The 25,884-nt window shown below is 64.1% G+C and carries 21 protein-coding genes and 1 pseudogene; 15 read left to right on the forward strand and 7 right to left on the reverse strand.

Going from position 1 to position 25,884, the window contains the following annotated elements; all coding sequences use genetic code 11:
* Positions 1–150: 150 nt before the first annotated feature.
* From ACNJYD_RS29510 to ACNJYD_RS29520, 3 genes are all read left to right on the forward strand, one after another.
* A complete protein-coding gene (locus ACNJYD_RS29510) occupies positions 151–1,950 on the forward strand; it encodes an FAD-dependent oxidoreductase (protein ID WP_439364098.1) in 1,800 nt (599 codons plus the stop codon).
* Positions 1,920–3,767, forward strand: a complete 1,848-nt coding sequence (locus ACNJYD_RS29515; RefSeq protein ID WP_172786867.1) for a 2-oxoacid:acceptor oxidoreductase subunit alpha — start codon at positions 1,920–1,922, stop codon at positions 3,765–3,767. Before ACNJYD_RS29510 ends, ACNJYD_RS29515 begins: the two co-directional genes overlap by 31 nt.
* 186 nt (positions 3,768–3,953) lie before the next feature.
* Positions 3,954–5,009: a 2-oxoacid:ferredoxin oxidoreductase subunit beta gene (locus ACNJYD_RS29520; RefSeq protein ID WP_025034408.1), complete on the forward strand. Its 1,056-nt coding sequence runs from the start codon at positions 3,954–3,956 to the stop codon at positions 5,007–5,009.
* On the opposite strand, the gene ACNJYD_RS29525 is transcribed toward ACNJYD_RS29520, so the two are convergent.
* Positions 5,010–5,489 (reverse strand): DUF4399 domain-containing protein, encoded by a 480-nt coding sequence (locus ACNJYD_RS29525; protein ID WP_439364099.1) that lies wholly within the window; start codon positions 5,487–5,489, stop codon positions 5,010–5,012.
* A gap of 16 nt (positions 5,490–5,505) precedes the next feature.
* Positions 5,506–7,071, reverse strand: coding sequence for an SUMF1/EgtB/PvdO family nonheme iron enzyme (locus tag ACNJYD_RS29530; protein WP_439364100.1), 1,566 nt, complete (start codon positions 7,069–7,071; stop codon positions 5,506–5,508).
* 302 nt (positions 7,072–7,373) lie between these two features.
* Between ACNJYD_RS29530 and ACNJYD_RS29535 the strand changes: the two genes are divergently transcribed.
* From ACNJYD_RS29535 to ACNJYD_RS29560, 6 genes are all read left to right on the forward strand, one after another.
* Positions 7,374–7,994, forward strand: coding sequence for a hypothetical protein (locus ACNJYD_RS29535; protein ID WP_172786870.1), 621 nt, complete (start codon positions 7,374–7,376; stop codon positions 7,992–7,994).
* Between the two features lie 40 nt (positions 7,995–8,034).
* Entirely contained in the window at positions 8,035–8,484 is a 450-nt protein-coding gene (locus ACNJYD_RS29540; protein ID WP_172786871.1) for a DsrE family protein, read from the forward strand.
* Positions 8,485–8,728: 244 nt separating this feature from the next.
* Positions 8,729–9,052 (forward strand): ArsR/SmtB family transcription factor, encoded by a 324-nt coding sequence (locus tag ACNJYD_RS29545; RefSeq protein ID WP_172786872.1) that lies wholly within the window; start codon positions 8,729–8,731, stop codon positions 9,050–9,052.
* Positions 9,049–9,477: an SRPBCC family protein gene (locus ACNJYD_RS29550; RefSeq protein WP_439364101.1), complete on the forward strand. Its 429-nt coding sequence runs from the start codon at positions 9,049–9,051 to the stop codon at positions 9,475–9,477. Before ACNJYD_RS29545 ends, ACNJYD_RS29550 begins: the two co-directional genes overlap by 4 nt.
* 43 nt (positions 9,478–9,520) lie before the next feature.
* Positions 9,521–9,724: a hypothetical protein gene (locus ACNJYD_RS29555; protein WP_025034403.1), complete on the forward strand. Its 204-nt coding sequence runs from the start codon at positions 9,521–9,523 to the stop codon at positions 9,722–9,724.
* Positions 9,725–9,735: 11 nt separating this feature from the next.
* The gene (locus ACNJYD_RS29560; protein ID WP_439364102.1) at positions 9,736–10,173 is read left to right on the forward strand and encodes a DUF1801 domain-containing protein; all 438 of its coding nucleotides are present in this window, start codon (positions 9,736–9,738) and stop codon (positions 10,171–10,173) included.
* Positions 10,174–10,368: 195 nt separating this feature from the next.
* Here the strand turns inward: ACNJYD_RS29560 and ACNJYD_RS29565 are convergent, their stop codons facing one another.
* The 4 genes from ACNJYD_RS29565 to ACNJYD_RS29580 form a co-directional block, all read right to left on the reverse strand.
* Positions 10,369–11,907 (reverse strand): SpoVR family protein, encoded by a 1,539-nt coding sequence (locus ACNJYD_RS29565; protein WP_172786874.1) that lies wholly within the window; start codon positions 11,905–11,907, stop codon positions 10,369–10,371.
* The gene (locus ACNJYD_RS29570; protein WP_212254901.1) at positions 11,904–13,181 is read right to left on the reverse strand and encodes a YeaH/YhbH family protein; all 1,278 of its coding nucleotides are present in this window, start codon (positions 13,179–13,181) and stop codon (positions 11,904–11,906) included. Before ACNJYD_RS29570 ends, ACNJYD_RS29565 begins: the two co-directional genes overlap by 4 nt.
* 30 nt (positions 13,182–13,211) lie before the next feature.
* The gene (locus tag ACNJYD_RS29575) at positions 13,212–15,155 is read right to left on the reverse strand and encodes a PrkA family serine protein kinase (RefSeq protein ID WP_172786875.1); all 1,944 of its coding nucleotides are present in this window, start codon (positions 15,153–15,155) and stop codon (positions 13,212–13,214) included.
* A gap of 297 nt (positions 15,156–15,452) precedes the next feature.
* Complete coding sequence (locus tag ACNJYD_RS29580) at positions 15,453–16,076, reverse strand: STM3941 family protein (protein WP_260382517.1); 624 nt, start codon at positions 16,074–16,076, stop codon at positions 15,453–15,455.
* A gap of 325 nt (positions 16,077–16,401) precedes the next feature.
* Here ACNJYD_RS29580 and ACNJYD_RS29585 point away from each other — a divergent pair, with 325 nt between their 5' ends.
* The 6 genes and pseudogenes from ACNJYD_RS29585 (at position 16,402) to ACNJYD_RS29610 (ending at position 23,881) form a co-directional block, all read left to right on the forward strand.
* Positions 16,402–19,251: a bifunctional transaldolase/phosoglucose isomerase gene (locus tag ACNJYD_RS29585; RefSeq protein ID WP_439364103.1), complete on the forward strand. Its 2,850-nt coding sequence runs from the start codon at positions 16,402–16,404 to the stop codon at positions 19,249–19,251.
* A gap of 13 nt (positions 19,252–19,264) precedes the next feature.
* A pseudogene (gene gnd / locus ACNJYD_RS29590) lies at positions 19,265–20,253 on the forward strand (phosphogluconate dehydrogenase (NAD(+)-dependent, decarboxylating)).
* A gap of 29 nt (positions 20,254–20,282) precedes the next feature.
* Positions 20,283–21,794, forward strand: coding sequence for a glucose-6-phosphate dehydrogenase (gene zwf, locus ACNJYD_RS29595; RefSeq protein WP_439364104.1), 1,512 nt, complete (start codon positions 20,283–20,285; stop codon positions 21,792–21,794).
* Positions 21,794–22,543, forward strand: coding sequence for a 6-phosphogluconolactonase (gene pgl / locus ACNJYD_RS29600; RefSeq protein ID WP_172786994.1), 750 nt, complete (start codon positions 21,794–21,796; stop codon positions 22,541–22,543). The genes zwf and pgl overlap by 1 nt, the downstream gene beginning before the upstream one ends.
* A complete protein-coding gene (locus ACNJYD_RS29605; RefSeq protein ID WP_212254503.1) occupies positions 22,530–23,072 on the forward strand; it encodes a gluconokinase in 543 nt (180 codons plus the stop codon). The genes pgl and ACNJYD_RS29605 overlap by 14 nt, the downstream gene beginning before the upstream one ends.
* Complete coding sequence (locus tag ACNJYD_RS29610) at positions 23,069–23,881, forward strand: HAD family hydrolase (protein ID WP_172786880.1); 813 nt, start codon at positions 23,069–23,071, stop codon at positions 23,879–23,881. The genes ACNJYD_RS29605 and ACNJYD_RS29610 overlap by 4 nt, the downstream gene beginning before the upstream one ends.
* A gap of 185 nt (positions 23,882–24,066) precedes the next feature.
* On the opposite strand, the gene ACNJYD_RS29615 is transcribed toward ACNJYD_RS29610, so the two are convergent.
* Positions 24,067–25,866 carry a glycoside hydrolase family 15 protein gene (locus ACNJYD_RS29615; protein ID WP_212254502.1) on the reverse strand — a complete coding sequence of 600 codons (1,800 nt, stop codon included), beginning with the start codon at positions 25,864–25,866 and terminating at the stop codon, positions 24,067–24,069.
* Positions 25,867–25,884 lie beyond the last annotated feature (18 nt).

Raw genomic sequence — 25,884 nt, forward strand, 5'->3', positions numbered from 1 at the left:
AAGCGGGCAAATTTGCCGTTGTACTTCGGAACGGTTCTAATAAGCTAACCCAATGACGTCATTCAGAAACCAGATCGAAGCGCGTTAAGCGCTCGCCAAGCTCAACAAAAAAGGCCGCGGGGTCTTTGAGCCTGCGCGGACAGGGTAGGAATGAAACCGACCGATATCGCGGCCCCCGACTACTTTCACAAAGTGGTCGATTGCCAATGGGCCTGTCCTGCGCACACCCCGGTTCCCGAATACATCCGACTGATCGCCCAAGGCCGCTACAGCGACGCCTACATGATCAATTGGAAATCGAACGTGTTTCCCGGAATCCTGGGACGCACCTGCGACCGTCCATGCGAGCCGGCGTGCCGGCGCGGACGCGTCGAGGAAACCCCCGTCGCGATCTGCCGCCTCAAGCGCGTTGCCGCGGATTTCAAGGACGACATCAAGCAGCGACTGCCGAAGCCCGGCCCGAAGAACGGCAAGCGCATTGCGCTGGTCGGCGGCGGTCCCGCTTCGCTGACGGTGGCGCGCGATCTTGCGCCGCTCGGCTATCACTGCACCGTGTTCGATGCCGACCCGGAAGCCGGCGGCATGATGCGCACGCAGATCCCGAAATTCCGCCTGCCCAATTCGGTGATCGACGAGGAGACCGGCTACATCCTGAACCTCGGCGTCGAGTTCAGGGGCGGTCACCGCATCGACAGCATGAAGGCGCTGCTCGCGGAGAAATACGACGCGATCTTCGTCGGCTCCGGCGCGCCGCGCGGCCGCGAGCTCGACATTCCCGGCCGGAAGGAAGCAGCTAGCAACATCCATATCGGCATCGAATGGCTGGCCAACGTGTCGTTCGGCCATGTCGACAAGATCGGCAAGCGCGTCATCGTGCTCGGCGGCGGCAACACCGCGATGGACTGCTGCCGCACCGCACGCCGGCTCGGCGGCGAGAAAGTCACGGTGGTCGTGCGTTCCGGCTTCGAGGAGATGAAGGCCTCGCCCTGGGAGAAGGAGGACGCGATCCACGAGGATATCCCGATCCTCAACTACATGGTCCCGGTGTCATTCAAGCATGTCGCCGGCAAGCTGATCGGCGTCACCTTCCAGCACGTCAAAGCCGAATACGACGCCAAGGGCCGCCGCAATCTGGTGCCGTCGGGCGATCCCGATCAGACCATTCCCTGCGATGACGTGCTGGTCGCGGTCGGCCAGGAGAACGCCTTCCCCTGGATCGAGCAGGATTGCGGCATCGAGTTCGACAAATGGCACATGCCCAAGGTCGATCCGAAGACTTTCGCCTCGACCAATCCAAAGGTGTTTTTCGGCGGCGATGCCGCGTTCGGCCCGAAGAACATCATCTGGGCGGTCGCGCACGGCCATGACGCCGCGCTGTCGATCCACAAGATGCTCTCGGGCGAGGACATCACCGAGCGCCCGCTGCCGGAGGTGCAAATCTCCTCGCAGAAGATGGGCATCCACGAATGGAGCTATGACAACGACATCTCCAACGACAAGCGCTTCAAGGTGCCGCATCGCGACAAGGTGATCGCGCTGAAGGACATCCGCGCCGAGGTCGAGCTTGGCTACGACGTCAAGCTGGCGCTGGGCGAGGCGCATCGCTGCCTGAACTGCGACGTGCAGACCGTGTTCTCGACCTCGCTCTGCATCGAGTGCGACGCCTGCGCCGACATCTGCCCGATGGACTGCATCACCTTCACTGACAATGGCGAAGAGAGCGACCTGCGCCTGCGCCTGAAGGCGCCCTCGCCGCGGCCGGACCAGGACCTCTACGTGTCCAGCGATCTCAAGACCGGGCGCGTAATGGTGAAGGACGAGGATGTCTGCCTGCATTGCGGGCTGTGCGCCGAGCGTTGTCCCACCGGAGCCTGGGACATGCAGAAATATTTCATCGATATGACCCACGCAGGTTCGACATGTCCGACAAAAAGCCGCTCAGCAGCGTAAACGACTTCGTCGTCCGCTTCGCCAACGTCAACGGCTCGGGCTCGGCCAGCGCCAACGAGATGTTCGCGCGTGCGATCCTGCGCCATGGCGTGCCGGTGTCCCCGCGCAACATCTTCCCCTCCAACATCCAGGGCCTGCCGACCTGGTACGAGGTGCGCGTGACGGAAGAAGGCCATCTCGGCGCCCGCGGCGGCGTCGACCTGATGGTGGCGATGAACCCGCAGACCTGGGACAAGGACGTCGCCGGTATCGAGCCCGGCGGCTATTTGTTCTACGATTCCACCAAGCCGATGCCGTCGACCAAATTCCGCGACGACATCACCGTGATCGGCGTGCCGCTGACCGCCATCACCAACTCGACCTATACCGATCCGCGCCAGCGCCAGCTGTTCAAGAACATCATCTATTTGGGCGCGCTCAGTGCACTGCTCGACATGGACCCCAAGCTGATCGAGCAGCTGATCGGCGAGCAGTACAAGGGCAAGGAGAAGCTCTTGTCCTCCAACGTCCACGCGCTGCATCTCGGCCGTGACTGGGCGCTGCAGAATCTGAAATGCCCGATCGGGCTCAGGGTAAAGAAATCAGACAAGGTCGGCGACCGCATCTTCATCGAAGGCAACAGCGCCGCCGCGCTCGGCGCGGTCTATGGCGGCGCCACCGTGTGTGCGTGGTATCCGATCACGCCGTCATCCTCGGTGGCGGAGGCCTTCACCGCCCATTGCAAGAAGTACCGGCACGATCCTGAAACCGGCAAGGCGAAATACGCGATCGTGCAGGGCGAGGACGAACTGGCCTCGATCGGCATCGTCATCGGCGCCTCCTGGAACGGCGCCCGCGCCTTCACCGCGACCTCGGGGCCCGGCATCTCGCTGATGACGGAGTTCATCGGCCTCTCCTATTTCGCCGAGATCCCCGCCGTGATCATGAACATCCAGCGCGCCGGCCCCTCCACGGGCATGCCGACCCGCACCCAGCAATGCGACATCATCGCCTGCGCCTATGCCTCGCATGGCGACACCAAGCATGTGCTGCTGTTCCCCGAGGACCCTGCCGAAGCTTTCGAGTTCGCCGCGGCCGCCTTCGATCTCGCCGAACGGCTGCAGACCACGATCTTCCTGATGCTCGACCTCGACATCGGCATGAACCACCGGCTCTGCCGTCCGCTGAAGTGGGACGATGCGCGGCAATATGACCGCGGCAAGGTGATGACGGCGGAGATGCTGGAGGAAGGCCGCGACTTCGGTCGCTATCTCGACGTCGACGGCGACGGCATTCCCTACCGCACCTATCCCGGCACGCATCCGACCAAGGGCTCCTACTTCACCCGCGGCACATCGCGCGACCGCTATGCGCGCTATTCCGAGGAAGGCACGGTCTACGCCGACAACATGCAGCGCCTGGTGCGCAAGTTCGAAACCGCGCAGGACCTCGTCCCGCGGCCGCTGCAGGCCAATGCGGAACGGCCGACCAAGTATGGCGTGATCTATTTCGGCTCGACCTCGCCGGCGATGGACGAGGCAATAGGGCTTCTGGAGGCGCGCGGACATCAGCTCGACCGGATGCGCATCCGCGCCTTCCCATTCCATTCGAGTGTGGCAAGCTTCCTCGCCGAGCACGATTTCGTCTATGTCGTCGAGCAGAACCGCGACAGCCAGCTGCGCCAGCTCATCGTCAACGAGAACGGCATCGATCCCGTCCGTCTGGTGCCGATCGTGCATTATGACGGCACGCCGATCACCGCCCGCTTCATCGCCAAAGCCATTGGCGACCACCAGGACCACCTCAAGGTGACCCCGCTCCGCAAGGCCGTGTCATGATGGTAAATCGCATCCACATCGTCATTGCGAGCGCAGCGAAGCAATCCAGACTGCCTCCGTGGAAAGACTCTGGATTGCTTCGTCGCAAGGGCTCCTCGCAATGACGATGTGGATACAGCGGGGGACTATTCGATCGTTCTCTTCGCGAGAAGATACCGCGAGGAGAGGGAGCAGAGAGAAACGTTCATGACCTACATCGCAAAACCGAAATTCCATCATCCGGGCCTGAAGAAGAACGCGCTCGGCTACACGCATCGCGATTACGAGGGCAAGATCTCGACGCTGTGCGCCGGCTGCGGTCACGATTCGATCACGGCTTCGATCATCGAAGCGTGCTACGAGCTGTCGATCGAGCCGCATCGGGTGGCAAAGATCTCCGGCATCGGCTGCTCGTCGAAGACGCCGGACTATTTCCTCGGCAATTCGCACGGCTTCAACTCCGTGCACGGCCGCATGCCATCCGTGCTCACCGGCGCCAACCTCGCCAACCGCGATCTGATCTATCTCGGCGTCTCCGGCGACGGCGATTCCGCCTCGATCGGCTTCGGCCAGTTCGCGCATTCGATCCGGCGCGGCGTCAACATGACCTACATCGTCGAGAACAACGGCGTTTACGGCCTGACCAAGGGCCAGTTCTCGGCGACCGCCGACCGCGGCTCGAAGAGCAAGAAGGGCGTCACCAACACCGACAACGCCATCGACCTCGTCGCGATCGCGCTGCAGTTAGGGGCCACCTTCGTGGCGCGCTCGTTCTCGGGCGACAAGAGCCAGCTGGTGCCGCTGATCGCCGCCGCGATCGGCCACAAGGGCGCATCCTTCATCGACGTCATCAGCCCCTGCATCGCCTTCAACAACCATGCCGGCTCGACCAAGAGCTTCGATTATGTCCGCGAGCACAACGACGCCGTGAACCGGCTCGACGTGCTGGTCGGCCGCGACCCGATCGCGGTGGACTACGCGCCTGGCACGGTGCAGGTGGTCGAGCAGCACGACGGCAGCAAGATCGCGCTGCGCAAGATCGACGCCGACTACGATCCGCATGACCGTCTCGGCGCCCAGACCTTCCTCGCGCGGCACGCCGCCAAGGGCCAGATCGTCACCGGTCTTCTGTACGTCGATCCCGATGCCGACGACCTGCACGAGCATCTCAATACGGTCGAGACCCCGCTCAACGCGCTGGAGGCGGACACGCTCTGCCCGGGTTCGGCGGTGCTGGACAAGATCAACGCCAGCCTGCGGTGATCAACGGCGTCGGACTGAAACGGGCTGCCTGACTCGTATGGTGATCTTGTCAGACACGACGGGCGGATCGAAGGGGTAGTGCTTCGCATCGCCCAGCACCAGTTGCAGCGTGTGCGTGCCGGGCGGAAGCTCGAGAAACGTTTCGGTTTGCCCTGCCCCGAAATGCAGATGGGACTTGTCCTGCGGGATTGGTTCCTTGGTGTCGATGGGCTCGTTGACGTCGACCAGCAGATGATGATGACCGGCGTTCTGGTAGTCATCGCCGGCATGCGTCACGCCCATGTTGCGCAGACCGAACCGGACCCAGAACCCACCACGGATCTTCTGCCCGTCCTGCGGGGTGATGAAATAGAGCTTTGCGTCTTTGGGAGCGGTTTTGCCCTGAGAGTAAGCAGGGCTTGGCAGCAAAACACCTGACAGCAAAACGACTGGAAGCAATGCAAGTGCCGCCGCCAGCGCGGCGCAGCGAACGATTTTCATCAAACCTCCTCCAGCCTCAAGGAGTAAGCGCGACACGGAATCCATGCGTGGGGTAACGGACGTTGGTATCATAGCCATCGCGGTTGGACGGCCGCACGTATCTCGAATCGTTCTTCCAAGAGCCCGAGCGCAGGACGTGCGATGAGCAGTCGCCGCCGGTCCATGCCGAACCGTCGGCCGGAGCACCCTGATAATTCTTGTGCCAGCAATCCTCGACCCACTGGTCGACACCGCCGCCCATGTCGTGGAGCCCGAAGGGATTGGGCTTGAAGCTGCCAACCTTCGCTGGCTGCTCGGCTGCGAGGTCGCCGCAATCCTTGCATCCGGCCATGCCAGGCTGGAGCTTGTCGCCCCACCAATATTTTGTCTGCGTACCGCCGCGCGCCGCGTATTCCCATTCGGCCTCGCTCGGAAGTCGGTACGGCTTCTTCGTCGCCTTGGAGAGATACGCCACATATTGCTGCGCGTCAGTCCAGCTCACATTGCTGACCGGCGCGTCGTCCTTGCCGGTCGCGGTGAAAGCACAAGCCTTCGCGGCCGCGCATTCGTTCCACTCCCGCACCGTGACCGGATATTTTCCGATCGAGAACGGCTTGATCGTGACCTGGTGGACGGGACGCTCGGTCGGATCGTCGTTGCTTCCCATGGCGAAGCTGCCGCCGCGAATGGCGATCATCTCGGGTTCCCGGACCGGCGTCACCGATGGACTGGATGCCGGAGACGGTGAAGGCGATGCTGCGGGCGATGGCACCGTTGTGGGCACCGGAGAAGCCGCGGGTGCGGCTTGTGGCGCCGGTGCTGCCGGACTCGGTAACGACGGAACGGATTGCGGCGTCGGCGAAGCGAACGGCGCCGCGATCGGGGGAGCGGCAGCCTGTTGCCCCACCTGGCTGCGGTGCTGCACCAGCACGTACCAAAGCACGTAGCCGGCAATCACCAGCAATGCCGTGATCAGAAGAAAGAGCAGGACGTTCTCGCGCCGGCTTCGTGTCTTGCCGACGGCATCTGCATCCGGCAGCACGCGATAGACGCGCACGGGATCGGTGATGTTCTTGACCTTGCGGTCGCCGAGCGACTCATAACCGCACACGATCTTGTGCTTGATCTGTTCGTAGATCGCGCCGGAAATGTAGACCTGCCCCGGCTCTGCGATGCCCTCGATACGCGTGGCGATGTTGACGCCGTCACCATAGATGTCGTCCGGCTCCACGATGACGTCACCGAGATTGACGCCAATCCGATATTCGAGCCTGGAATGCTTGGGAATCGAGGCGTTGCGACCGACGAGATTTTGCTGGATGACGATGCTGCATCGAACGGCCTCGACGGGACTGTCGAAAATGGCGATGAAGCCGTCGCCGGTCGTCTTCACCAGACTTCCATGGTGTTCGACAATGCTGGGTTGGATGATGTCGCGCTCGATCCGCTTGACGCGGGCATGCGTGCCTTCCTCGTCGGCCTGCATCAACCGGCTGTAGGAGGCGATGTCACCGACGATGATCGCGGCGAGACGACGAGGCAGTCCGCTGTGCGGCGGCGGCTCATCGGGATTTCCGGGTCTGAAGTTGCGAATTTCACCCATGCGGGGACTCCACAAACTTACAAGGCAGCCCCAGCCTACGACTGCCAAAGGCGGTCGTCTGTGAAGGCTACCACATTGACGAAACGAGACAATGTCGCAGCAAGCACCGGCGTCGGGTTCCGAGGAATCAAGTCGTCGCACCCGTTGAACCTTCTCGATTGGAGTGGTGACTAAGGCCCGCCGTGGCCGCTGCCCGACATCGAGCGACGTGCGGCGGCTGAACGCGCTCCACTGCGCCTGCGACCAATGACAGACCGGCCCGCGGATGGCGGGCCAATGCCCATCAGGCGTTCGGTGCGATCATGAAGCTTGCCCTTGTCCTTCCGCTCGCCCTGGCTGCATTCATCGGCACTGCCCGGGCCGAGGACGGCGACGATATTCGCGAGGCCAGCAAGGCCGAGGCAGAGACGTTCAATACGCGCATGTATGCGGGCGCCCCCGGCAACAAGGCCTATGCCTGCTTCGTCCGCCGCTACGATGCCGACCATCTGGCGCGGCACCCGAAGCAGAAGGTCGCTTCGATGAAGCTGCTGGTCTCGGCGGAAGTCGACAAGGAGGACAAGGAGCTCCACAACTCCTTCCGCCTCGGCTTCAGGTACCGTCATCGCAGCGGCGATTTCGATTCCAGCGGCTCGTGCAACCACGCCGTGTTCACCAAGAGCGGCAACGAGGTGCGGCTCGGCTGCGGCGTCGATTGCGAGGGCGGCGGCATCGGCGTTGCGCTCTCCAAGGACGACAAGTCGGCGATCGTCCGGCTCGAACGGGTGCGCGTCTGGCAGAACAACAAGCCCGACGACGATGCCGAGCATTCGCTGACGGCCGGCGCCGACGACAAGATCTTCCGCCTCGACCGCACCGACAACAGCGAATGCGCTTCGCTGGTGACCGATCGCAAGGAACTCGCGGCGCTACGCCACAAGTGATATGCCTTCGGCAAATTTGGCCTCGTCGAAGGAAATCGCCATGAACCGCCGGAACATCTTGTGGAGCGCCATCTCGGCACTGGGTGCAGCGCTCGGCGCCTCCAGCGCGAAAGCCGCAACGGAGGCGGGCACCGGCGCCAAGCTCAAGGTGGTCTATCACCTCAGCGATGCCGAGAAGGTCAATTTCGTGCTCGGCAACATCCAGAACCACATCGACGGCGTCGGCGGCCCCGAGCATGTGACGATCGCGCTGGTGATCCACGGCCCGGCGCTGAAGGCGTTTCACTCGGCGCAGGCCAATCCCGATGTCAGCAAGCGCGTCGGCGATTTCTCCAAGGACGGCGTCGAGCTCGCCGCCTGCGGCAACACGATGAAAGCGCAGAACGTCACGCTCAACGAGCTGCTGCCGGGTTTCGTCAACGCCGAGAAGGGCGGCGTGGTCCGGTTGGCCGAGCTGCAATCGCAGGGGTATCTGTATTTGCGGCCGTAGGCCGGGCACGGCGCCGCCACTCCCCGTCATTGCGAGCGCAGCGACTTGTCCGCCGAAGCCCTAGCGAAGGCGGAAGCAATCCAGAATCCTTCCGCGGAGGGCCTCTGGATTGCTTCGTCGCAAGCGCTCCTCGCAATGACGTGGAGAGGGCTGCGCCAGCCATCGCCATATCTCCCGTCCTACTTGACTAACCTATAACTCTACGGTTATGCATAAACCATAACTTCCTAGTTATGGATCCCGCATGCCCTCCACCCCCGACCTCCTGTTCAGGACGCTCGCCGACCCGACCCGGCGGGCGATCTTCGAACGGCTGTGCCGCGAGGGGGAGCAGACGGTCGGGGCGCTGACGGCGCGATCCGGCGTGTCGCAGCCTGCGGTGTCGAAACATCTCGGCGCGTTGAAGCAGGCGGGCCTGGTGCGCGACCGCCATGAAGGACGGCAGACCCACTACAGCGCGCAGCCCGGTGCGCTCAATCCGCTGATCGACTGGACCGGCCAGATGGCCGGGTTCTGGCAGAAAAGGCTCGACGCTCTCGACGATCTCCTGAAGAGGATGGACCAATGAACGAACCCGCCGAGACGCGCTCCGTCGTTATCGAGCGCGAATTTGCTTATCCGGCCGAGCGGCTCTGGCGCGCGCTGACGCAGCCGCATCTGATCGAGGAATGGCTGATGAAGAACGATTTCAAGCCGGTTGTCGGCCATCGCTTCAACCTGCGCGGCGAGTGGGGCGGCGTGCTGGATTGCCAGGTGCTCACCATCGAGCCGCAGAAGTCGCTGGCCTACACCTGGAATTTCTCGCATGAGGACGCCGCCTTCGATCTGAAAAGCATCGTCACCTTCACACTGACGCCGACGAGCGCGGGCACGCATCTGCGCGTCGAGCAGGCGGGCTTCCGCCCGACGCAGAAGCAGGCGTTCGGCGGCGCGCATGCCGGCTGGAAGCAGTTCCTGGCCAAGCTGGACGATTTGCTGGCCCGGGCGAGCTAGCTCCGCCGGCGTCCATTTCGATCAATCCAACAGGAGGTCCCCAATGAGCACGCAGATGTGGATTCGGCAAATTCACCGCTGGCTGTCGATGGCTTTCACGCTCGCCGTCATCGCCAACATCGTGGCGATGACGATGCAGGTCCAGGCCGTGTGGATCGGCTTCCTGGCGCTGGTGCCGCTGATTCCGCTGCTCGCGACCGGGCTGTATCTGTTCGCGCTGCCTTATCGCGGCCGCAGCAACGCGTGAACGAGGCCATGATGAAGAAGCCCGTGGCGGCGAAGACGAGCAGCGCGAAGGAAGCAGGCAACGCTTCGCCATCGAAACTGATCGACGGCCGGATCAAGGAGCTCGGCGACTGGCGCGGCGCGATGCTCGCGCGCGTCCGCGGCCTGATCAGGGAAGCCGATCCTGACGTCGTCGAGGCGTGGAAATGGCGCGGCGTTCCCGTGTGGGAGCACGACGGCATCATCTGCACCGGCGAGACCTACAAGGCAGTGGTGAAGCTGACCTTCGCCAAGGGCGCGGCGCTGGCCGATCCCGCAGGTCTCTTCAATTCCAGCCTCGACGGCAATGTGCGCCGGGCGATCGATATTCGCGAGGGCGACAAGGTCAACAAGAAGGCGTTGCAGGCGCTGATCCGCGCGGCGGTGGAGCTGAATGTGTCGAAGAAGAAGCCGGGGAAGCGATCAAGTTAGAGCGTTCTCAGCGACGGCCGGAGCAAGCGCCTCGTCCTTCGAGACGACCGCTTCGCGGTCTCCTCAGGATGAGGCTAGGCAGCATCTCTATTTGTTGAAATTGAAACCACGCACTCCGTCCTCATCCTGAGGGCCCGCCAGAGGCGGGCGTCTCGAAGGATGGGCTACGGGCGAGCTCATCGCCACGCCGATGCCTCACGCCACCGCGGCGGGGATCGGGCGCGGGCTGACGACGTATTCGCGCAAGACCTTGTCGTTGGCGTCGACCTCGATCAGCGCGACGTCGTAGGTCCAGAGGTCGGCCAGGTGCTGCAGCACGCGCTTGGCGTCGGTCTCGTTGAGCTGCGAGCCCTTGATGACGTGGTGATGCAGGATCAGGCGGCGGTCGCCGGAGAGATCGACGTCGACCACCTCGATATTGGCGTCGATGAAGCCGACATCGTGCTGCCGTGCCAGCTCGCGGCGGACGCGGCGGAAGCCGCGCTCGTCGTGGATGGCATCGACGCGGATACCGGCACGCTCCTCGGGATCATCGTGCAGGTGGAACATGCGGAAGTGCCGCATCAATTTGGGGCTCAGGAACTGGCCGATGAAGCTTTCGTCGCGGTAATTGGCCCAGACGTCGCGCAACACGCCCATGACGTCGTTCTTGCCGGCGATGTCGGGGAACCACTCGCGGTCCTCGTCTTCCGGATTGGTGACGATGCGCTCGATGTCCTGCATCACCGCAAAGCCGAGCGCGTAAGGGTTGAAGCCGGAGAAGCGCGGGTCGTCGAACTCGGGCTGGAACACCACGTTGGTGTGCGACCCCAGGAATTCCAGGAAGTTGCCGTCGCTGATGCGACCCTGCTCGTGCAGCTTGGTCATGATGCGATAGTGGACGTAGGTCGCCGTCCCCTCGTTCATGACCTTGGTCTGGCTCTGCGGATAGAAATATTGCGCGATGTGGCGGACGATGCGGAGCAGCTCGCGCTGCCAGGGCGCCAGCCGCGGCGCGCTCTTCTCCAGGAAATAGAGCAAATTCTCCTGCGGCAGGCCGAGCAGCTTGCGGCGGCGCTCGATGCTGAGCGTGGACCGGCTCTTGGCGGCGCCCTTCGGCACCGTGCGCCAGAGATCGTTGAAGACCTCCTCCTCGTGCTGGCGGCGGCGCCCTGCCCGCTTTTCTTCGGCGCGCAGGTCGAGCTTCTTCTTGCCGGGATAGCGGTCGATGCCGTGCGACATCAGCGCGTGCGCGGCATCGAGCGTGCGCTCGACCTCGATGCGGCCGTAGCGATCCTCGCACTGCATGACGTAGTTCTTGGCGAAGTCGAGATAGTCCAGGATGCCGTCGGCATCGGTCCACTGCTTGAACAGATAATTGTTCTTGAAGAAATGGTTGTGGCCGAAGGCGGCGTGCGCGATCACCAGTGTCTGCATCGTCGCCGTGTTCTCCTCCATCAGATAGGAGATGCAGGGCGAGGAGTTGATGACGATCTCATAGGCGAGCCCCATCAGGCCCTTGCGGTAGGAGGCCTCATGGAACGCGAAGTGCTTGCCGAACGACCAGTGCTTGTAGAACAAGGGCATGCCGACCGACGAATAGGCGTCCAGCATCTGCTCGGCGGTGATCACCTCGATCTGGTTCGGATAGACGTCGAGGCCGAGATCCTTCAACGCCACCTCCTCGCAGGCATCGGTGATGCGCTGCAAGGTGTGGAAATCCCAATCGGCGCCTTCGAACAAACGTTCCGTCATGGAGCGGCCTTCTCCTGGGCAGTGTCGCGGCGCTGGAATAGATCGTGGAATACCGGAAAGATCTCGCTGCGCTCCGAGACCTTGCGCATCGAGAGCGGTGCGCCGCTGTTGCGCAGGCGTTCGTAGAGGCTCCAGAGCGAGGAGTCGGAGAGATCGAAGGCGCTGCCGCCGGCCTCGCCGACCTCGAGATAGGCGAAGAACTGGCAGACCGGCAGGATCTTCTCGGTTAGCAGGAGCCCCGTGAGTTCGCCGTCGGAATAGGAATTGTCGCCGTCGGAAGCCTGCGCGGCGTAGATGTTCCAGTCCGATGGATTGAAGCGCTCGCGCACGATCTCGTGCATCGCCTGCAGCGCGCTGGAGACCAGCGTGCCGCCCGAGGCCGGACCGTAGAAGAAGGTCTGCTCGTCGACCTCCTCGGCACGGTCGGTGTGGCGGATGAAGACGATCTCGACGTGCTTGTAGCGCCGCTTCAGGAAAACGTAGAGCAGCATGTAGAAGCGTTTCGCCAGATCCTTCATGTGCTCGGACATCGAGCCGGAGACGTCCATCAGGCAGAACATCACGGCCTGCGCGACGGGCTTGGGCACCGTCTCGAAGCGCCGGTAGCGGATGTCGAGCGGATCGATGAAGGGAATGCGCTTCGACTTTGCCTTCAGCGCATCGAGCCGGGCCACGAGAGCCGCGCGCTCGTCCTCGTCCGTGCAGGCTGCGATCGCGGCTTCCAGCTCTTCGATCTCGTCCTTGCGCGGACGCTTCAGCGCGATGCGGCGGGCGAGCGCGAGCTTCACCGTCCGGCTCACCGAGATGTTGGCGGGCGAGCCGGTCATGGTGTATCCGGCGCGCTGGATGCCTTCGCTCTCGGTCTGCGCGATCTTGCGCTTGGCGAGATCCGGCAGCTCGAGGTCGTCGAGGAACAGATCGACGAACTCGTCGCGGCTCAGCACGAAGCGGAAGGCGTCCTCGCTGTCGCCTTCGCCGGGACCGGAATCCTTCGCGCTGCCCTGGCCGGAGCGTTGCAGATAGTCGCCTTCGATGAACTTCTTGTTGCCGGGCAGGACCATGTCGCGCGTCCCGCCTTCACGGCGGAAACGCGGCTCGTGCATGCCGTCGAGCGGGATCGTGACCTCACCACCCTCCAGGACGTCCTTGATGTCGCGTTCCTGCGAGGTCTTCTTGACGGCGCCCTGCACCAGGGACTTGGCCCGACGCAAGAACCGCTGGCGGTTCTCAAGACTCTTGCCGCCTGGATTCAGGCGCCTGTCAATAATGTGAATGGGCACTTTACCATTCGCCTCCCATCCGCCTCAACCGGCCTGCTTCACGCGCATGTACCATTCGACGAGCCGGCGAACCTGACGTTCGGTATAGCCGCGCTCCACCATGCGTGCGACGAACTCGCCGTGCTTCTTCTCCGTCTCGCCGTCCTTCTTCGACCCGAAGGAGATGACCGGAAGCAGGTCCTCGACCTGGGAGAATATCCGCTTTTCGATCACATCGCGAATCTTCTCGTAGGAGGTCCAGGTCGGATTCTTGCCGCCGTTCTGAGCCCGCGACCGTAACGAGAATTTGACGACCTCGTTGCGGAAGTCCTTGGGGTTGGCGATGCCCGCCGGCTTCTCGATCTTCGTCAGCTCCTGGTTCAAAAGCTCGCGATCGAGCAGCTGGCCGGTGTCGGGATCCTTGAAGTCCTGGTCCTCGATCCAGGCGTCGGCATAGTCGACGTAGCGATCGAACAGGTTCTGCCCGTAATCCGAGTAGGATTCGAGATAGGCCTTCTGGATCTCGTTGCCGATGAACTCGGCATAACGCGGCGCCAGATCCGCCTTGATGAATTCGAGATAACGCTTCTCGGTCTCCTCAGGCAGCTGCTCGCGGCGGATCGCCTGCTCCAGCGCGTACATCAGATGCACGGCGTCGGCGGCCACCTCCTGCGGATCGTGGTTGAAGGTGGCGGCCAGGATCTTGAAGGCGAAACGGGTCGAGACGCCGTCCATGCCCTCGTCGACGCCGGCGGCGTCGCGATATTCCTGGACGCTGCGCGCCTTCGGATCGGATTCCTTCAGGCTCTCGCCGTCGTAGACCCGCATCTTGCCGAACAGGGTGGAGTTCTCATGCTTGCGCAGGCGCGACATCACCGAGAACCGCGCCAGCGTCTCCAGCGTCGACGGCGCGCAAGGAGCCGCGGCGAGCTCGGAGCCCTGGATCAGCTTCTCGTAGATCTTCTGCTCCTCGGTGACCCTGAGGCAGTAGGGCACCTTGATGACGCAGATGCGGTCGATGAAGGCTTCGTTGTTCTTGTTGGCCTTGAAGCTCGCCCACTCGGCTTCGTTCGAGTGCGCCAGGATGATGCCGGTGAACGGGATCGCGCCGATGTTCTCGGTGCCGATATAATTGCCTTCCTGGGTTGCGGTCAGCAACGGGTGCAGCATCTTGATCGGCGCCTTGAACATCTCGACGAACTCGAGCACGCCCTGGTTGGCGCGGTTGAGGCCGCCGGAATAGCTGTAGGCGTCGGGATCGTTCTGGGCGTAGGTCTCGAGCTTGCGGATGTCGACCTTGCCGACCAGCGAAGAGATGTCCTGGTTGTTCTCGTCACCGGGCTCGGTCTTGGCGATCGCGATCTGGCGCAGCCGCGAGGGCTGGATCTTGGCGACCCGGAACTGCGAAATGTCGCCGCCGAACGCTTCGAGCCGCTTGTAGCACCACGGGCTCATCAGGCCGGTGAGGCGACGGCGCGGAATGCCGTACTTCTCCTCCAGCATCGGACCGAGCTGATCGGGATCGAACAGGCTGAGCGGGCTCTCGAACACCGGCGAGAGCTCGTCGCCGGCCTTGAGCACGTAGATCGGCTGCACTTCCATCAGCGACTTGAGTCGCTCGGCGAGCGAGGACTTGCCGCCGCCGACCGGGCCGAGCAGGTAGAGGATCTGCTTGCGCTCTTCGAGACCTTGCGCCGCGTGGCGGAAGAAACCGACGATACGCTCGATGGTTTCTTCCATGCCGTAGAAGCCGGCGAAGGCCGGATAGGTGCGGATGGTGCGGTTCAAAAAAATACGGCCAAGGCGTGGGTCCTTGGCCGTGTCAATCGTCTGGGGCTCACCGATCGCCGCTAGGAGTCGTTCGGCCGCGTTCGCGTATTTCATGGGATCGCTTCGACACGATTCCAGATATTCCGCCATCGACATGTCGTGCTGGCTTCTCGCCTCGAACGACCGAGCGAAAGCGTTGAATAGAGAATCGTTGTACATGATCCCTCTCCGCGTGAGTTCCGCTACAAGCTGAAACGAAAGCAGTTACCGGAGCGTTCCTCAGGCCGTTTCGAATCAGCGTGAGCACATGACGATCATTGGACACCCGGGTGCCAACTCGACGCAACGCACAACGTAGGCACTCCATGAGTTACGAACAGGCACATGCCTGTAATTTGTGCGAATCTCTGTCTATTCTGGCTCATTTCCAGAAAATGTCACTCGGTCGCCACATCCGGGCGTTCCCGGATATGACCCCATCCGGCGATGCAGCATAGCGGTCCGGGAGCGGCGATCTTATGACGCTTGTACGGCGAAGCCTTGCGGCCGCCGTTCATCTTCCTGCTGCAATGCGGTGCGCGCGCTAGTGCCAGCGTGGAAGTCGCGACAAGCGCGCAGCAATGTATCAAAATCGGTCGCCAGGCCCTCCGAGCGGATGACGATCCGGCCATCCTGCGCGCGACGGGCCAGGGTCGGGATGGCGGACAGCTGGCGCTGCAGCGCCGGCGAGGGCGTGAGCACGATCGCCTTGTGGCCGCGGCTTTCTTCAGCCGAAATCTCCGCGATCGATTCCCAGAGGAGAAATTCATTGCCGATACGGAGATCGCGGATGCCGTAGGGGGTGACGACCACCACCGCTCCTCGTTCGGCGGGAAGCATCCAGATCAGCCAGGACGTGACCAGGCCAAACACGACGACGCCGGCATAACCGACCATCGTATCGTAGCCGCCGGGCCCGTCCCACCAGTCGAAGGCAAGGCTCGCACTGAGCAGGGTCATGGCAAAGCCCGCCGCGACCAGCAGCCGCAGCTGCGTCACGCAGCGGTTGATTTCGAGATCGCGCGATGCGTCGATGCTGACCGACGCAACCGCTGGCTGGCTGTCGGCGACGGCCAGACCCTTCTTCTTATTGGCGTACATGCTCTTCCCCCAGCATGGCCATTCGCGGCCGAGCCACGATGCGACGGCGGATCGAAATCCGCCGGTGGCACTCTACGCAACCACTGGCCGACGAGGCGCGACGGCTGACATTACGCAAGGAGACCTCGGCCATTCCTCTGGCCAACGACTTTTACGCAACATAGCCTGCCCGCCTGGATCGCCATGATCGCGACGGAGTTACACTGGAGGGTATGACTCCCATACCCTTGATTGGTTCCCTCCCGGGTGCATGTAAGCTAGAGGATAGCGCGTCAGGACCGGCGCGAAAACCCCTCGCCCGCAGGCTTGGAGATAAATAAGCATCATGAATCCCGTCAAAGAACTGGAAAAGCACGGACAAGCGGTCTGGCTCGACTTCCTGGCCCGCGGCTTCATCGCCAAGGGCGACCTGAAGCGGCTGATCGACACCGACGGCGTCAAAGGCGTCACCTCCAATCCATCGATCTTCGAGAAGGCGATCGGCAGCTCGGACGAATACGACGCCCCGATCGGCAAGGCGCTGAAGCGCGGCGACCGCAATGTGGCCGATTTGTTCGAGGCCGTCGCGGTCGAGGACATCCAGAACGCCGCCGACGTGCTGCGCCCGGTCTATGACCGCCTCAAGGGCGGCGACGGTTATGTCAGCCTGGAGGTGTCGCCCTATCTCGCCATGGACACATCAGGCACGATCGCGGAGGCGCGGCGGCTCTGGAAGGACGTTAGTCGCAAGAACCTGATGGTGAAGGTGCCGGCGACACCGGAGGGGCTGCCGGCGATCGAGCAGCTGATCAGCGAGGGCATCAGCATCAACATCACGCTGCTGTTCTCCAAGGCCGTCTATCTCGAGGTGGCGGAGGCCTACATCGCCGGTCTCGAGACCTACGTCGCCGGCGGCGGCGATCCCTCGCACGTGGCGAGCGTCGCCAGCTTCTTCGTCAGCCGGATCGATTCGGTGGTCGACAAGCAGCTGGACGAGAAGATCGCCCGCGCCAACGATCCGTCGGAGAAGGAGCGGCTCGCCGCGCTCAAGGGCAAGGTCGCGATCGCCAACGCCAAGCTCGCCTACCAGGACTACAAGCGCCTGTTCTCAGGCCCCCGCTGGGAGAAGCTCGCCGCCAAGGGCGCCAAGCCGCAGCGCATGCTGTGGGCCTCGACCGGCACCAAGAACAAGGACTATAGCGACGTCCTCTACGTCGAGGAGCTGATCGGTCCCGACACCATCAACACCGTGCCGCCGGCAACGCTGGATGCGTTCCGCGACCACGGCAAGCCGCGCGACAGCCTGGAGGAGAATGTCGAGGACGCGAAGTGCGTGCTGGAGGAGCTGGAGCGCTCCGGCATCTCGCTCGATGCGATCACCGAGGAGCTGGTCAAGGACGGCGTCAAGCTGTTTGCGGATGCCGCCGACAAGCTCTACGGCGCCGTCGCCCACAAGCGCGCGGTCGTGCTCGGGCCCGCACTCGACCGCCAGCAGCTTTCGCTGGGCGACGGGCTCGGCAAGGCGCTGGCCAAGACCACCGAGGAGTGGCGGGCGTCGGCCAGGATCCGCAGGCTGTGGCAGCGCGACAAGTCGGTCTGGACCGGTGCGGACGAGGACAAATGGCTGGGCTGGCTCGACAGTCCGCACCAGGCCGACATTGCCGATTACGAGGACTATGCCGGCCGCGTGAAGGGCCAGCAATTCTCCGACGCCGTCGTGCTCGGCATGGGCGGATCCAGCCTCGGCCCCGAGGTGCTGGCCGAGACCTTCGGCAAGAAGCCCGGCTTCCCCAAGCTGCACGTGCTCGATTCCACCGATCCGGCGCAGGTCCGGGCGATGGAGGCGAAGATCGACATCGCCAACACCGTCTTCATCGTTTCCAGCAAGTCCGGCGGCACCACCGAGCCGAACGCGATGAAGGACTATTTCCATGAGCAGGTCGCCAAGGCGGTGGGTGCAAAGGTGAAGACCGGCCATCGCTTCATCGCGGTGACCGATCCCGGCTCGTCGCTGGAGAAGGCGGCGAAGCAGCTGAACTATGCCCGCGTCTTCCATGGCGAGCCCTCGATCGGCGGGCGTTATTCGGTGCTCTCGCCGTTCGGGCTGGTGCCGGCGGCAACCGCGGGCATCGACGTCAAGACCTTCGTCAAGCATGCGCTGGCGATGGCCCGCTCCTGTGGCCCAGACGTGCCGCCGTCCGAAAATCCGGGCGTGCAGCTCGGCCTTGCCATGGGTCTCGCCGGGCTCGAAGGCCGCGACAAGGTGACGATCCTGGCGTCGAAGAAGATCGCCGATTTCGGCGCCTGGGCCGAGCAGCTGATCGCGGAATCGACCGGCAAGGAGGGCAAGGGCCTGATCCCGATCGAGGGCGAGCCGCTGGGCGATCCCTCCGTCTACGGCAACGACCGCTTCTTCATCGACATCCGTGTCGAAGGCGAAGCGGACGCCGCACACGATTCCCAGCTTGCCGCGATCGAGGCGGCGGGTCATCCCGTGGTGCGGATCGTCATGAAGTCGATCGAGCATCTCGGCCAGGAATTCTTCCGCTTCGAAATGGCAACCGCCGTGGCCGGCAGCATTCTCGGCATCAACCCGTTCGACCAGCCCGACGTGGAAGCGGCCAAGATCAAGACCCGCGAGCTCACGGCCGCGTTCGAGAAGACCGGCAAGCTGCCGGCAGAAGAGCCGGTGGTCAGCACCAAGGACGCCGATCTCTACACCGACGAGGCCAATGCCACGGCGCTGCGCGCCGCCGGCGCCAATGGCGATCTCAGCTCCTGGCTGAAGGCGCATCTGTCGCGATCCAGCGATGGAGACTACGTCGCCCTGCTCGGCTACATCGCGCGCGACAAGGCCACGATCGACGCGCTCCAGGCGATGCGGCTCGAGGTGCGCGAGAAGCGGCACGTCGCGACCTGCGCCGAGTTCGGCCCGCGCTTCCTGCACTCGACGGGACAGGCCTACAAGGGCGGGCCCGACAGCGGCGTGTTCCTCCAGATCACCGCGGACGATGCCAAGGACCTGCCTGTGCCGGGCCAGAAGGCGAGCTTCGGCGTGATCAAGGCGGCGCAGGCGCGCGGCGATTTCGACGTGCTGACGGAGCGCGGCCGGCGCGCGTTGCGCGTGCACCTGAAGGGCGGGCTCAAGAAAGGCCTCGCCGCGCTCAATGCGGCGCTCAACGACGCGCTGAACTAAAGGAATGATGCAGATGCAACTCGGCATGATCGGCCTCGGCCGAATGGGCGGCAACATCGTTCGCCGCCTGATGCGCCACGGGCATTCGACGGTGGTCTACGACAAGGATGCGAAGGCCGTCGCCGGCCTTGCCGCAGACGGCGCGGTCGGCTCGGCGACGCTGGAAGAGTTCGTCGCCAAGCTGGAGCGGCCGCGCACGGCCTGGGTGATGCTGCCGGCTGGACGCATCACCGAGACCACGATCGAGACGATCGCCGGCGTGATGCAGGAAGGCGACGTCATCATCGACGGCGGCAACACCTTTTGGCAGGACGACGTCCGCCGCGGCAAGGCGCTGAAGGCGCGCGGCATCCATTATATCGATGTCGGCACCTCAGGCGGCGTCTGGGGGCTCGACCGCGGTTACTGCATGATGATCGGCGGCGAGAAGACGGTGGTCGACCGGCTCGATCCGATCTTCGCGGCGCTCGCGCCGGGCGCCGGCGACATTCCGCGCACGCCGGGGCGCGAGGGCCGCGATCCCCGCATCGAGCAAGGCTACATTCACGCCGGCCCCGTCGGCGCCGGGCACTTCGTCAAGATGATCCATAACGGCATCGAATACGGCCTGATGCAGGCCTATGCCGAAGGTTTCGACATCCTCAAGAACGCCAATATCGAGGCCCTGCCGGCGGATCACCGCTACGATTTCGATCTCGCCGACATCGCCGAAGTGTGGCGGCGCGGCAGCGTGATTCCATCCTGGCTGCTCGACCTCACCTCGACTGCGCTCGCCGACAGTCCGCAGCTTGCCGAATATTCCGGCTTCGTGGAGGATTCCGGCGAAGGACGCTGGACCGTGAATGCCGCGATCGACGAGGCCGTGCCGGCCGAGGTCCTGACCGCGGCGCTCTACACACGTTTCCGGTCCCGCAAGGAACACACCTTCGCCGAAAAATTCTCTCCGCGATGCGTGCAGGGTTCGGCGGGCACAAGGAGCCGGGCGCGGCGAAGCCAAAGTAACGAGTGAACCAAGCGAAGGCCGACTATTCGTGACAAAAGACCCGCAGCCAAAGCGCAAGCCGGAAAATTGCGCCTTCGTCATCTTTGGCGTCACCGGCGATCTCACCCATCGTCTGGTGATGCCGTCGCTCTACAATCTGGCCGCCGAGCATCTGTTGCCGGAAAAATTCTGCGTCGTCGGCGTCGCCCGCAGGGGCCAGTCCGATGAGGAGCTGCGCGACAGCCTGCTGAAGGGCTTGCGGCAATTTGCGACGCGCCCCGTCGACGACGACATCGCGACGAGGCTGCTGGAATGCGTGACCTTCGTCGAGGCCGATCCGAAGGATCCGCCCTCCTTCGATCGCCTGCACCAGCATCTGGATTCGCTGGAATGCGCGCAGGACACCGGCGGCAACCGGCTGTTCTATCTGGCGACGCCGCCCGCCGCGTTCGCGCCGACCGCGCGGGAGCTCGGCCGCACCGGCATGATGAAGGAGAACGGCGCCTGGCGGCGGCTCGTGATCGAGAAGCCGTTCGGCACCGACCTTGCCTCGGCCCGCGCGCTGAATGCCGAGCTGCTGAAGATCATGGACGAGCACCAGATCTACCGGATCGACCATTATCTCGGCAAGGAAACGGTGCAGAACATCCTGGTGCTGCGCTTTGCCAACGGCATGTTCGAGCCGATCTGGAATCGCAACCACATCGACCACATCCAGATCACCGTGGAGGAGAAGCTCGGCGTCGGCCACCGCGGCGGCTTCTACGATGCCACCGGCGCGCTGCGCGACATGGTGCCGAACCACCTGTTCCAGCTGATGTCGCTGGTCGCGATGGAGCCGCCCGCCCGCTTCGACGCACATTCCGTGCGCTCCGAGAAGGCGGACGTGCTCACCGCGATCCCGCAGCCCAGCCGGGAAGAGGCGCTGAAGAATTCGGTGCGCGCGCAATATCTCGCCGGCCGCATCGGCGACGACGAGATCACGGACTATCGCAAGACCGCGGACGTCAAGCCTGGCAGCACCACCGAGACCTATGTCGCGCTGAAGCTGATGATCGACAATTGGCGCTGGGCCGGCGTGCCGTTCTATTTGCGCACCGGCAAGGCGCTCAAGCACAAGCGCACCGAGGTCGCGATCAAGTTCAAGCAGGCGCCGCTGTCGATGTTTTCAGGCACGGACGTCGACCGGCTGTCGCAGAACTTCCTCACCATCGGCATCGCCCCGACCGAGACGATCGAGCTCCAGTTCAACGCCAAGGTCCCGGGGCCGAGCGTCACCATCGATGGTGTCGAGATGAAGTTCCGCTACGGCGACTATTTCCGCGCCGATCCCTCGACCGGCTACGAGACGCTGATCTACGACTGCATGATCGGCGACAACATCCTGTTCCAGCGCGCGGACGGTGTCGAGGCCGGATGGCAGGCCGTGCAGCCGTTCCTGGACGCCTGGAAGAGCGCGGGCACCAACGGCATCGAAACCTATGAAGCCGGCAGCGACGGCCCTGCCTGCGCCGACGAGCTGCTCCGGCGCGACGGGCGCAGCTGGCGGAAGTACTCGTGATGGCTCTGGCCGAGCAGCCGAAGCTGATCGTCGAGGCCGATGCCGAAGCTCTCGCCCGCGCCGCGGCCGAACGGGTGATGGCGCGGATTGCGGCCAATCCCGGCCGCATCGCGGTCTGCCTCACCGGCGGCTCCAGCCCGAAGAAGCTGTATCAGTTGCTCGGCAGCGAGGCCTGGCGCAGCAGGATTCCGTGGGACCGCGTGCACTGGTTCATCGGCGACGAGCGCTTCGTGCCTGAAAGCGATCCCCTCAACAACATGGCGGTCGCGCGCGCGACCTTTCTCGACCGCGATGCGCCCGCCGGCCATATCCACCCGATCCCGACCACGGCTGACAATCCCGATGCCGCCGCGGCAGCCTATGCGCGCGAGCTGCAGGCCTTCTATGGCGCAGACCAGCTCGATCCGGCCCGCCCGCTGTTCGATCTCGTCCTGATGGGCGCGGGGCCGGACGGCCACACCGCCTCGCTGTTTCCCGGTTACCCCGAGATCGAGGAGACCCGACGCTGGGTCGTCGGCGTGCCCAAGGCGAACGTCGCGCCGTTCGTGCCGCGGGTCTCGCTCACCCTGCCCGCTTTGGCCTCCTGCCGCGAGATGCTGTTCGAGATTGCCGGGCACGACAAGCAGCCGATCTTGACGCGCCTCGTCAATGGCGAGAATCTGCCGGCCTTACGCGCGCGCTCGAACGGCGAGACCGTCTGGCTGGTCGACAAGGCCGCGCTTCCGGAGGAAATTCGTGGGCCGCGCTGAAGCACCTTGTGCATTGATCGTGATGGGCGTGTCGGGTTCGGGCAAGAGCACGGTTGCGAAGGCGCTCGGCGAGCGCCTGGGCTGGCGTTTCGAGGACGGCGACAGCTTCCATCCCGCCAGCAATGTCGAGAAGATGCGAGCCGGACATCCCCTCACCGACGAAGACCGCTGGCCCTGGCTGAATGCCATCGCCGACGAGATCGCGCTGGTGTGCGGACGCGGCGGGCACGTCATCATCGCCTGCTCGGCGCTGAAGCACGCCTATCGCGACGTGCTGCTGCGCGGCCGCGACGACGTCCGCTTCGTGTTCCTGAAGGGCACCAAGGAGCTGATCGCCGAACGGCTCGCGCAGCGCAAGGGACATTTCATGCCGCCCGGACTGTTGACCAGCCAGTTCGAGACGCTGGAGCCGCCGGAGGCGGGCGAGCACGTCATCACCGTCTCGATCGACGAGACCGTCGAGGCGATCGTGGACGGCATCGTGCGGCAATTGAAGCTGGGCGGCGCAATACCCAAGGTCTTGCCATGACGCAAATCTCACTCGTGGTCTCCGACGTCGACGGCACGCTGCTGACCAAGGACAAGACGCTGACCGAGCGCGCAAGACGCGCGGTGCAGCGGCTGCACCAGGCCGGCATCGGCTTCACCATCACCTCCAGCCGGCCGGCGATCGGCATGCGCTTTTTGATCGAGCCGCTGGCGCTGTGGCTGCCGGTCGGCCCGTTCAACGGCTCCTCGATCGTCGATCCCGAGATGCGGCCGGTCGAGCAGCACCTGATTCCGGCGCGCGCGGCCGAGCGCGCCTTGCAGATCCTCCGCGACTACGGCGCCGACATCTGGCTGTTCACCACCGACAAATGGCTGATCGACAATCCCAGCGGCAGCTACGTCGCGCACGAGCAGCACACGATCCGCGCCGATCCGACCATCGTGACGGATTTCTCGCCCTATCTTGCGAGCGCCTGCAAGATCGTCGGCGCCAGCGCCGATGCGGCCGGGCTCGCCGCTTGCGAGAAGGCGATGCAGGAGGCGCTCGGCAGTGAGGCCACCGCGGTGCGCTCGCAGACCTATTATCTCGACGTTACCCCGCCCGGCTTCAACAAGGGCACGTTCGTGCAGGCCATGGCCCAGCGCTTGGGCATCTCGACCGACGCGGTTGCCACCATCGGCGACATGCAGAACGATCTCGCGATGTTCCGCGTCAGCGGCACCTCGATCGCGATGGGCAACGCCGCCGACAACGTCAAGGACGAGGCCACGCATGTCACTGCGAGCAACGAGCAGGACGGCTTTGCCGAGGCGATGGAGATGATCTTGACGCGGAATGGGGTGGGCTAGACGGGCTGCCAGTCGGGTCACCTCTCCCGCTTGCGGGAGAGGTCGCCGCGTCGCGGCGGGTGAGGGTTCTCTCCTCTTGGGGGTTCTCGCCCAGCGGAGAGAGCCCTCTCCCCAACCCTCTTCCGCAAGCGGGAGAGGGGGAGCACCGTCCTTGTGGAGGCAACAGAGCCTGACGGCTCTTGCTACTACTTCGACCGCTGCATCGCCGGCTTCTCGCTCTTCTGCCGTGCAGCCGAGAGGTTATGCGCCGTGTTGACCAGCGCAATGTGGGTCAGCGCCTGCGGGAAATTGCCGGTTTGGCGGCGGGCGACGGAATCGTATTCCTCGGCGAGCAGCCCGACGTCATTGGCGACGCCGACCACGCGATCGAACAATTCCTGCGCCTTGTCGAGATCACCCGAGAGCACATAGGCATCGGCGAGCCAGAGGCTGCAGGCCAGGAACGCGCCTTCGAGCGGCGGCTGTCCCGGAGGCAGCTCGCGCGGATCGTGCCGCAGCACGAAACCGTCGCGCATCAGGCATCTCTCGACGGCGGCGATGGTGCCGCAGATGCGCGGGTCCGACGCCGGCAGGAAGCCGACGGCCGGCAGCAGCAGCACGCTGGCATCGAGCAGCTTCGTGCCGTAGGATTCGACGAAGGCGCCCACCTCCGCGTCAAAGCCCCTGGTGCAGACGTCGCGGTGGATCGCATCGCGCAAGGTGCGCCAGTGCAGGAGCGGCGCCTTGAAGCCGAAGGTCTCGGCGCTCTTGATGCCGCGGTCGAAGGCGACCCAGGTCATCACCTTGGAGAACACGTAGTGCCTGGGCTGGCCGCGCCGCTCCCAGATGCCGTGATCGGGCTGGTCCCAGACCTCGGCGAGATGATTGAGCACGGCGCATTCCAGCGCCCAACTCTCGTCGTCGAGCTTGAGCTTGGCCATGCGCGATTGATGGAAGGCGTCGATCAACTCGCCATAGACGTCGAGCTGGAGCTGGGCGTGGGCGGCATTGCCGACCCGCACCGGCTGCGCGCCCTCGTAGCCGGCGAGCCAGGCCGCCTCCCATTCCAGGAGCCGCCGCTGGCCCCAGATGCCGTACATGATCTGCATGTTCGAAGGCGAGCCGGCCGCCGCGCGCAGCAGCCAATTGTGCCAGGCCGAGGCTTCCTCGGTGTAGCCCGAGTTCATCAGCGCCAGCAGCGTGAAGGTGGCATCGCGCAGCCAGCAGAAGCGGTAGTCCCAGTTCCTGCTGCCTCCGAGCTTTTCCGGCAAGGACGTGGTGGGTGCCGCGACGATGCCGCCGGTCGGAGCGAAGGTCAGCGCCTTCAGCGTGATCAGCGAGCGCAGGATGAGGTCTTGGTAGTCGCCGTCGCGGGTGCAGTGGCCGCACCAATCGCGCCAGAACGTTTCGGTCTCCTGGAGCGCGACCTCGGGATCGATCGGCGCGGGCGGCTCGATATGCGAGGGGCCGTAGGTCAGCACGAAGGGCACGGTCTGGTCCGCGCCGACCTCGAATTCGGCGACCGTCGTCAGATCCTCGCCGCGGGTGTCGACGGGTGTTCGCAGCACCGTCATGTCCTGGCCGCAGATTGCCAGCAGCGAATGATCCATCCGCCGCACCCAGGGAATGTCGGCGCCGAAGCCAAAGCGGATCACGAGCTCCATCCGCATCTTCACGGTGCCCCCGAGGCCGCGCACCAGCCGCACGATGTCGGACGCCTTGCCGCGCGGCGGCATGAAGTCGATCAGCGCAACCGTGCCGCTCTTCGTCTCGAATCGCGTTTCGAGGATGAGGGTATTATCGTGATAGCGCCGCGAGATGCGGGTCGCGTCCTCGCATGGCGCGATCAGCCAGCGCCCGTTCTTGTGGGTGCCGAGAATGGCGGCGAAGCAGGCGTCGGAATCGAAGGCGGGCCAGCACAGCCAGTCGATCGAGCCGTTGCGCCCGACCAGCGCCGCGGTCTCGCAATCGCCGATCAGCGCATAGTCTTCGATCCTCTGAGACAATGTCGTGCGAGCCTAGCA

The organism is Bradyrhizobium sp. SPXBL-02, from assembly GCF_051853065.1.
GTDB lineage: Bacteria > Pseudomonadota > Alphaproteobacteria > Rhizobiales > Xanthobacteraceae > Bradyrhizobium.

Excerpts from the sequence above, each read along its gene's own strand:
- ACNJYD_RS29510 (WP_439364098.1), top strand. The coding sequence starts at position 151 with ATGAAACCGACCGATATCGCGGCCCCCGACTACTTTCACAAAGTGGTC.
- ACNJYD_RS29515 (WP_172786867.1), top strand. The coding sequence starts at position 1,920 with ATGTCCGACAAAAAGCCGCTCAGCAGCGTAAACGACTTCGTCGTCCGC.
- ACNJYD_RS29520 (WP_025034408.1), top strand. The coding sequence starts at position 3,954 with ATGACCTACATCGCAAAACCGAAATTCCATCATCCGGGCCTGAAGAAG.
- ACNJYD_RS29525 (WP_439364099.1), bottom strand. The coding sequence starts at position 5,489 with ATGAAAATCGTTCGCTGCGCCGCGCTGGCGGCGGCACTTGCATTGCTT.
- ACNJYD_RS29530 (WP_439364100.1), bottom strand. The coding sequence starts at position 7,071 with ATGGGTGAAATTCGCAACTTCAGACCCGGAAATCCCGATGAGCCGCCG.
- ACNJYD_RS29535 (WP_172786870.1), top strand. The coding sequence starts at position 7,374 with ATGAAGCTTGCCCTTGTCCTTCCGCTCGCCCTGGCTGCATTCATCGGC.
- ACNJYD_RS29540 (WP_172786871.1), top strand. The coding sequence starts at position 8,035 with ATGAACCGCCGGAACATCTTGTGGAGCGCCATCTCGGCACTGGGTGCA.
- ACNJYD_RS29545 (WP_172786872.1), top strand. The coding sequence starts at position 8,729 with ATGCCCTCCACCCCCGACCTCCTGTTCAGGACGCTCGCCGACCCGACC.
- ACNJYD_RS29550 (WP_439364101.1), top strand. The coding sequence starts at position 9,049 with ATGAACGAACCCGCCGAGACGCGCTCCGTCGTTATCGAGCGCGAATTT.
- ACNJYD_RS29555 (WP_025034403.1), top strand. The coding sequence starts at position 9,521 with ATGAGCACGCAGATGTGGATTCGGCAAATTCACCGCTGGCTGTCGATG.
- ACNJYD_RS29560 (WP_439364102.1), top strand. The coding sequence starts at position 9,736 with ATGAAGAAGCCCGTGGCGGCGAAGACGAGCAGCGCGAAGGAAGCAGGC.
- ACNJYD_RS29565 (WP_172786874.1), bottom strand. The coding sequence starts at position 11,907 with ATGACGGAACGTTTGTTCGAAGGCGCCGATTGGGATTTCCACACCTTG.
- ACNJYD_RS29575 (WP_172786875.1), bottom strand. The coding sequence starts at position 15,155 with ATGTACAACGATTCTCTATTCAACGCTTTCGCTCGGTCGTTCGAGGCG.
- ACNJYD_RS29580 (WP_260382517.1), bottom strand. The coding sequence starts at position 16,076 with ATGTACGCCAATAAGAAGAAGGGTCTGGCCGTCGCCGACAGCCAGCCA.
- ACNJYD_RS29585 (WP_439364103.1), top strand. The coding sequence starts at position 16,402 with ATGAATCCCGTCAAAGAACTGGAAAAGCACGGACAAGCGGTCTGGCTC.
- pgl (WP_172786994.1), top strand. The coding sequence starts at position 21,794 with ATGGCTCTGGCCGAGCAGCCGAAGCTGATCGTCGAGGCCGATGCCGAA.
- ACNJYD_RS29610 (WP_172786880.1), top strand. The coding sequence starts at position 23,069 with ATGACGCAAATCTCACTCGTGGTCTCCGACGTCGACGGCACGCTGCTG.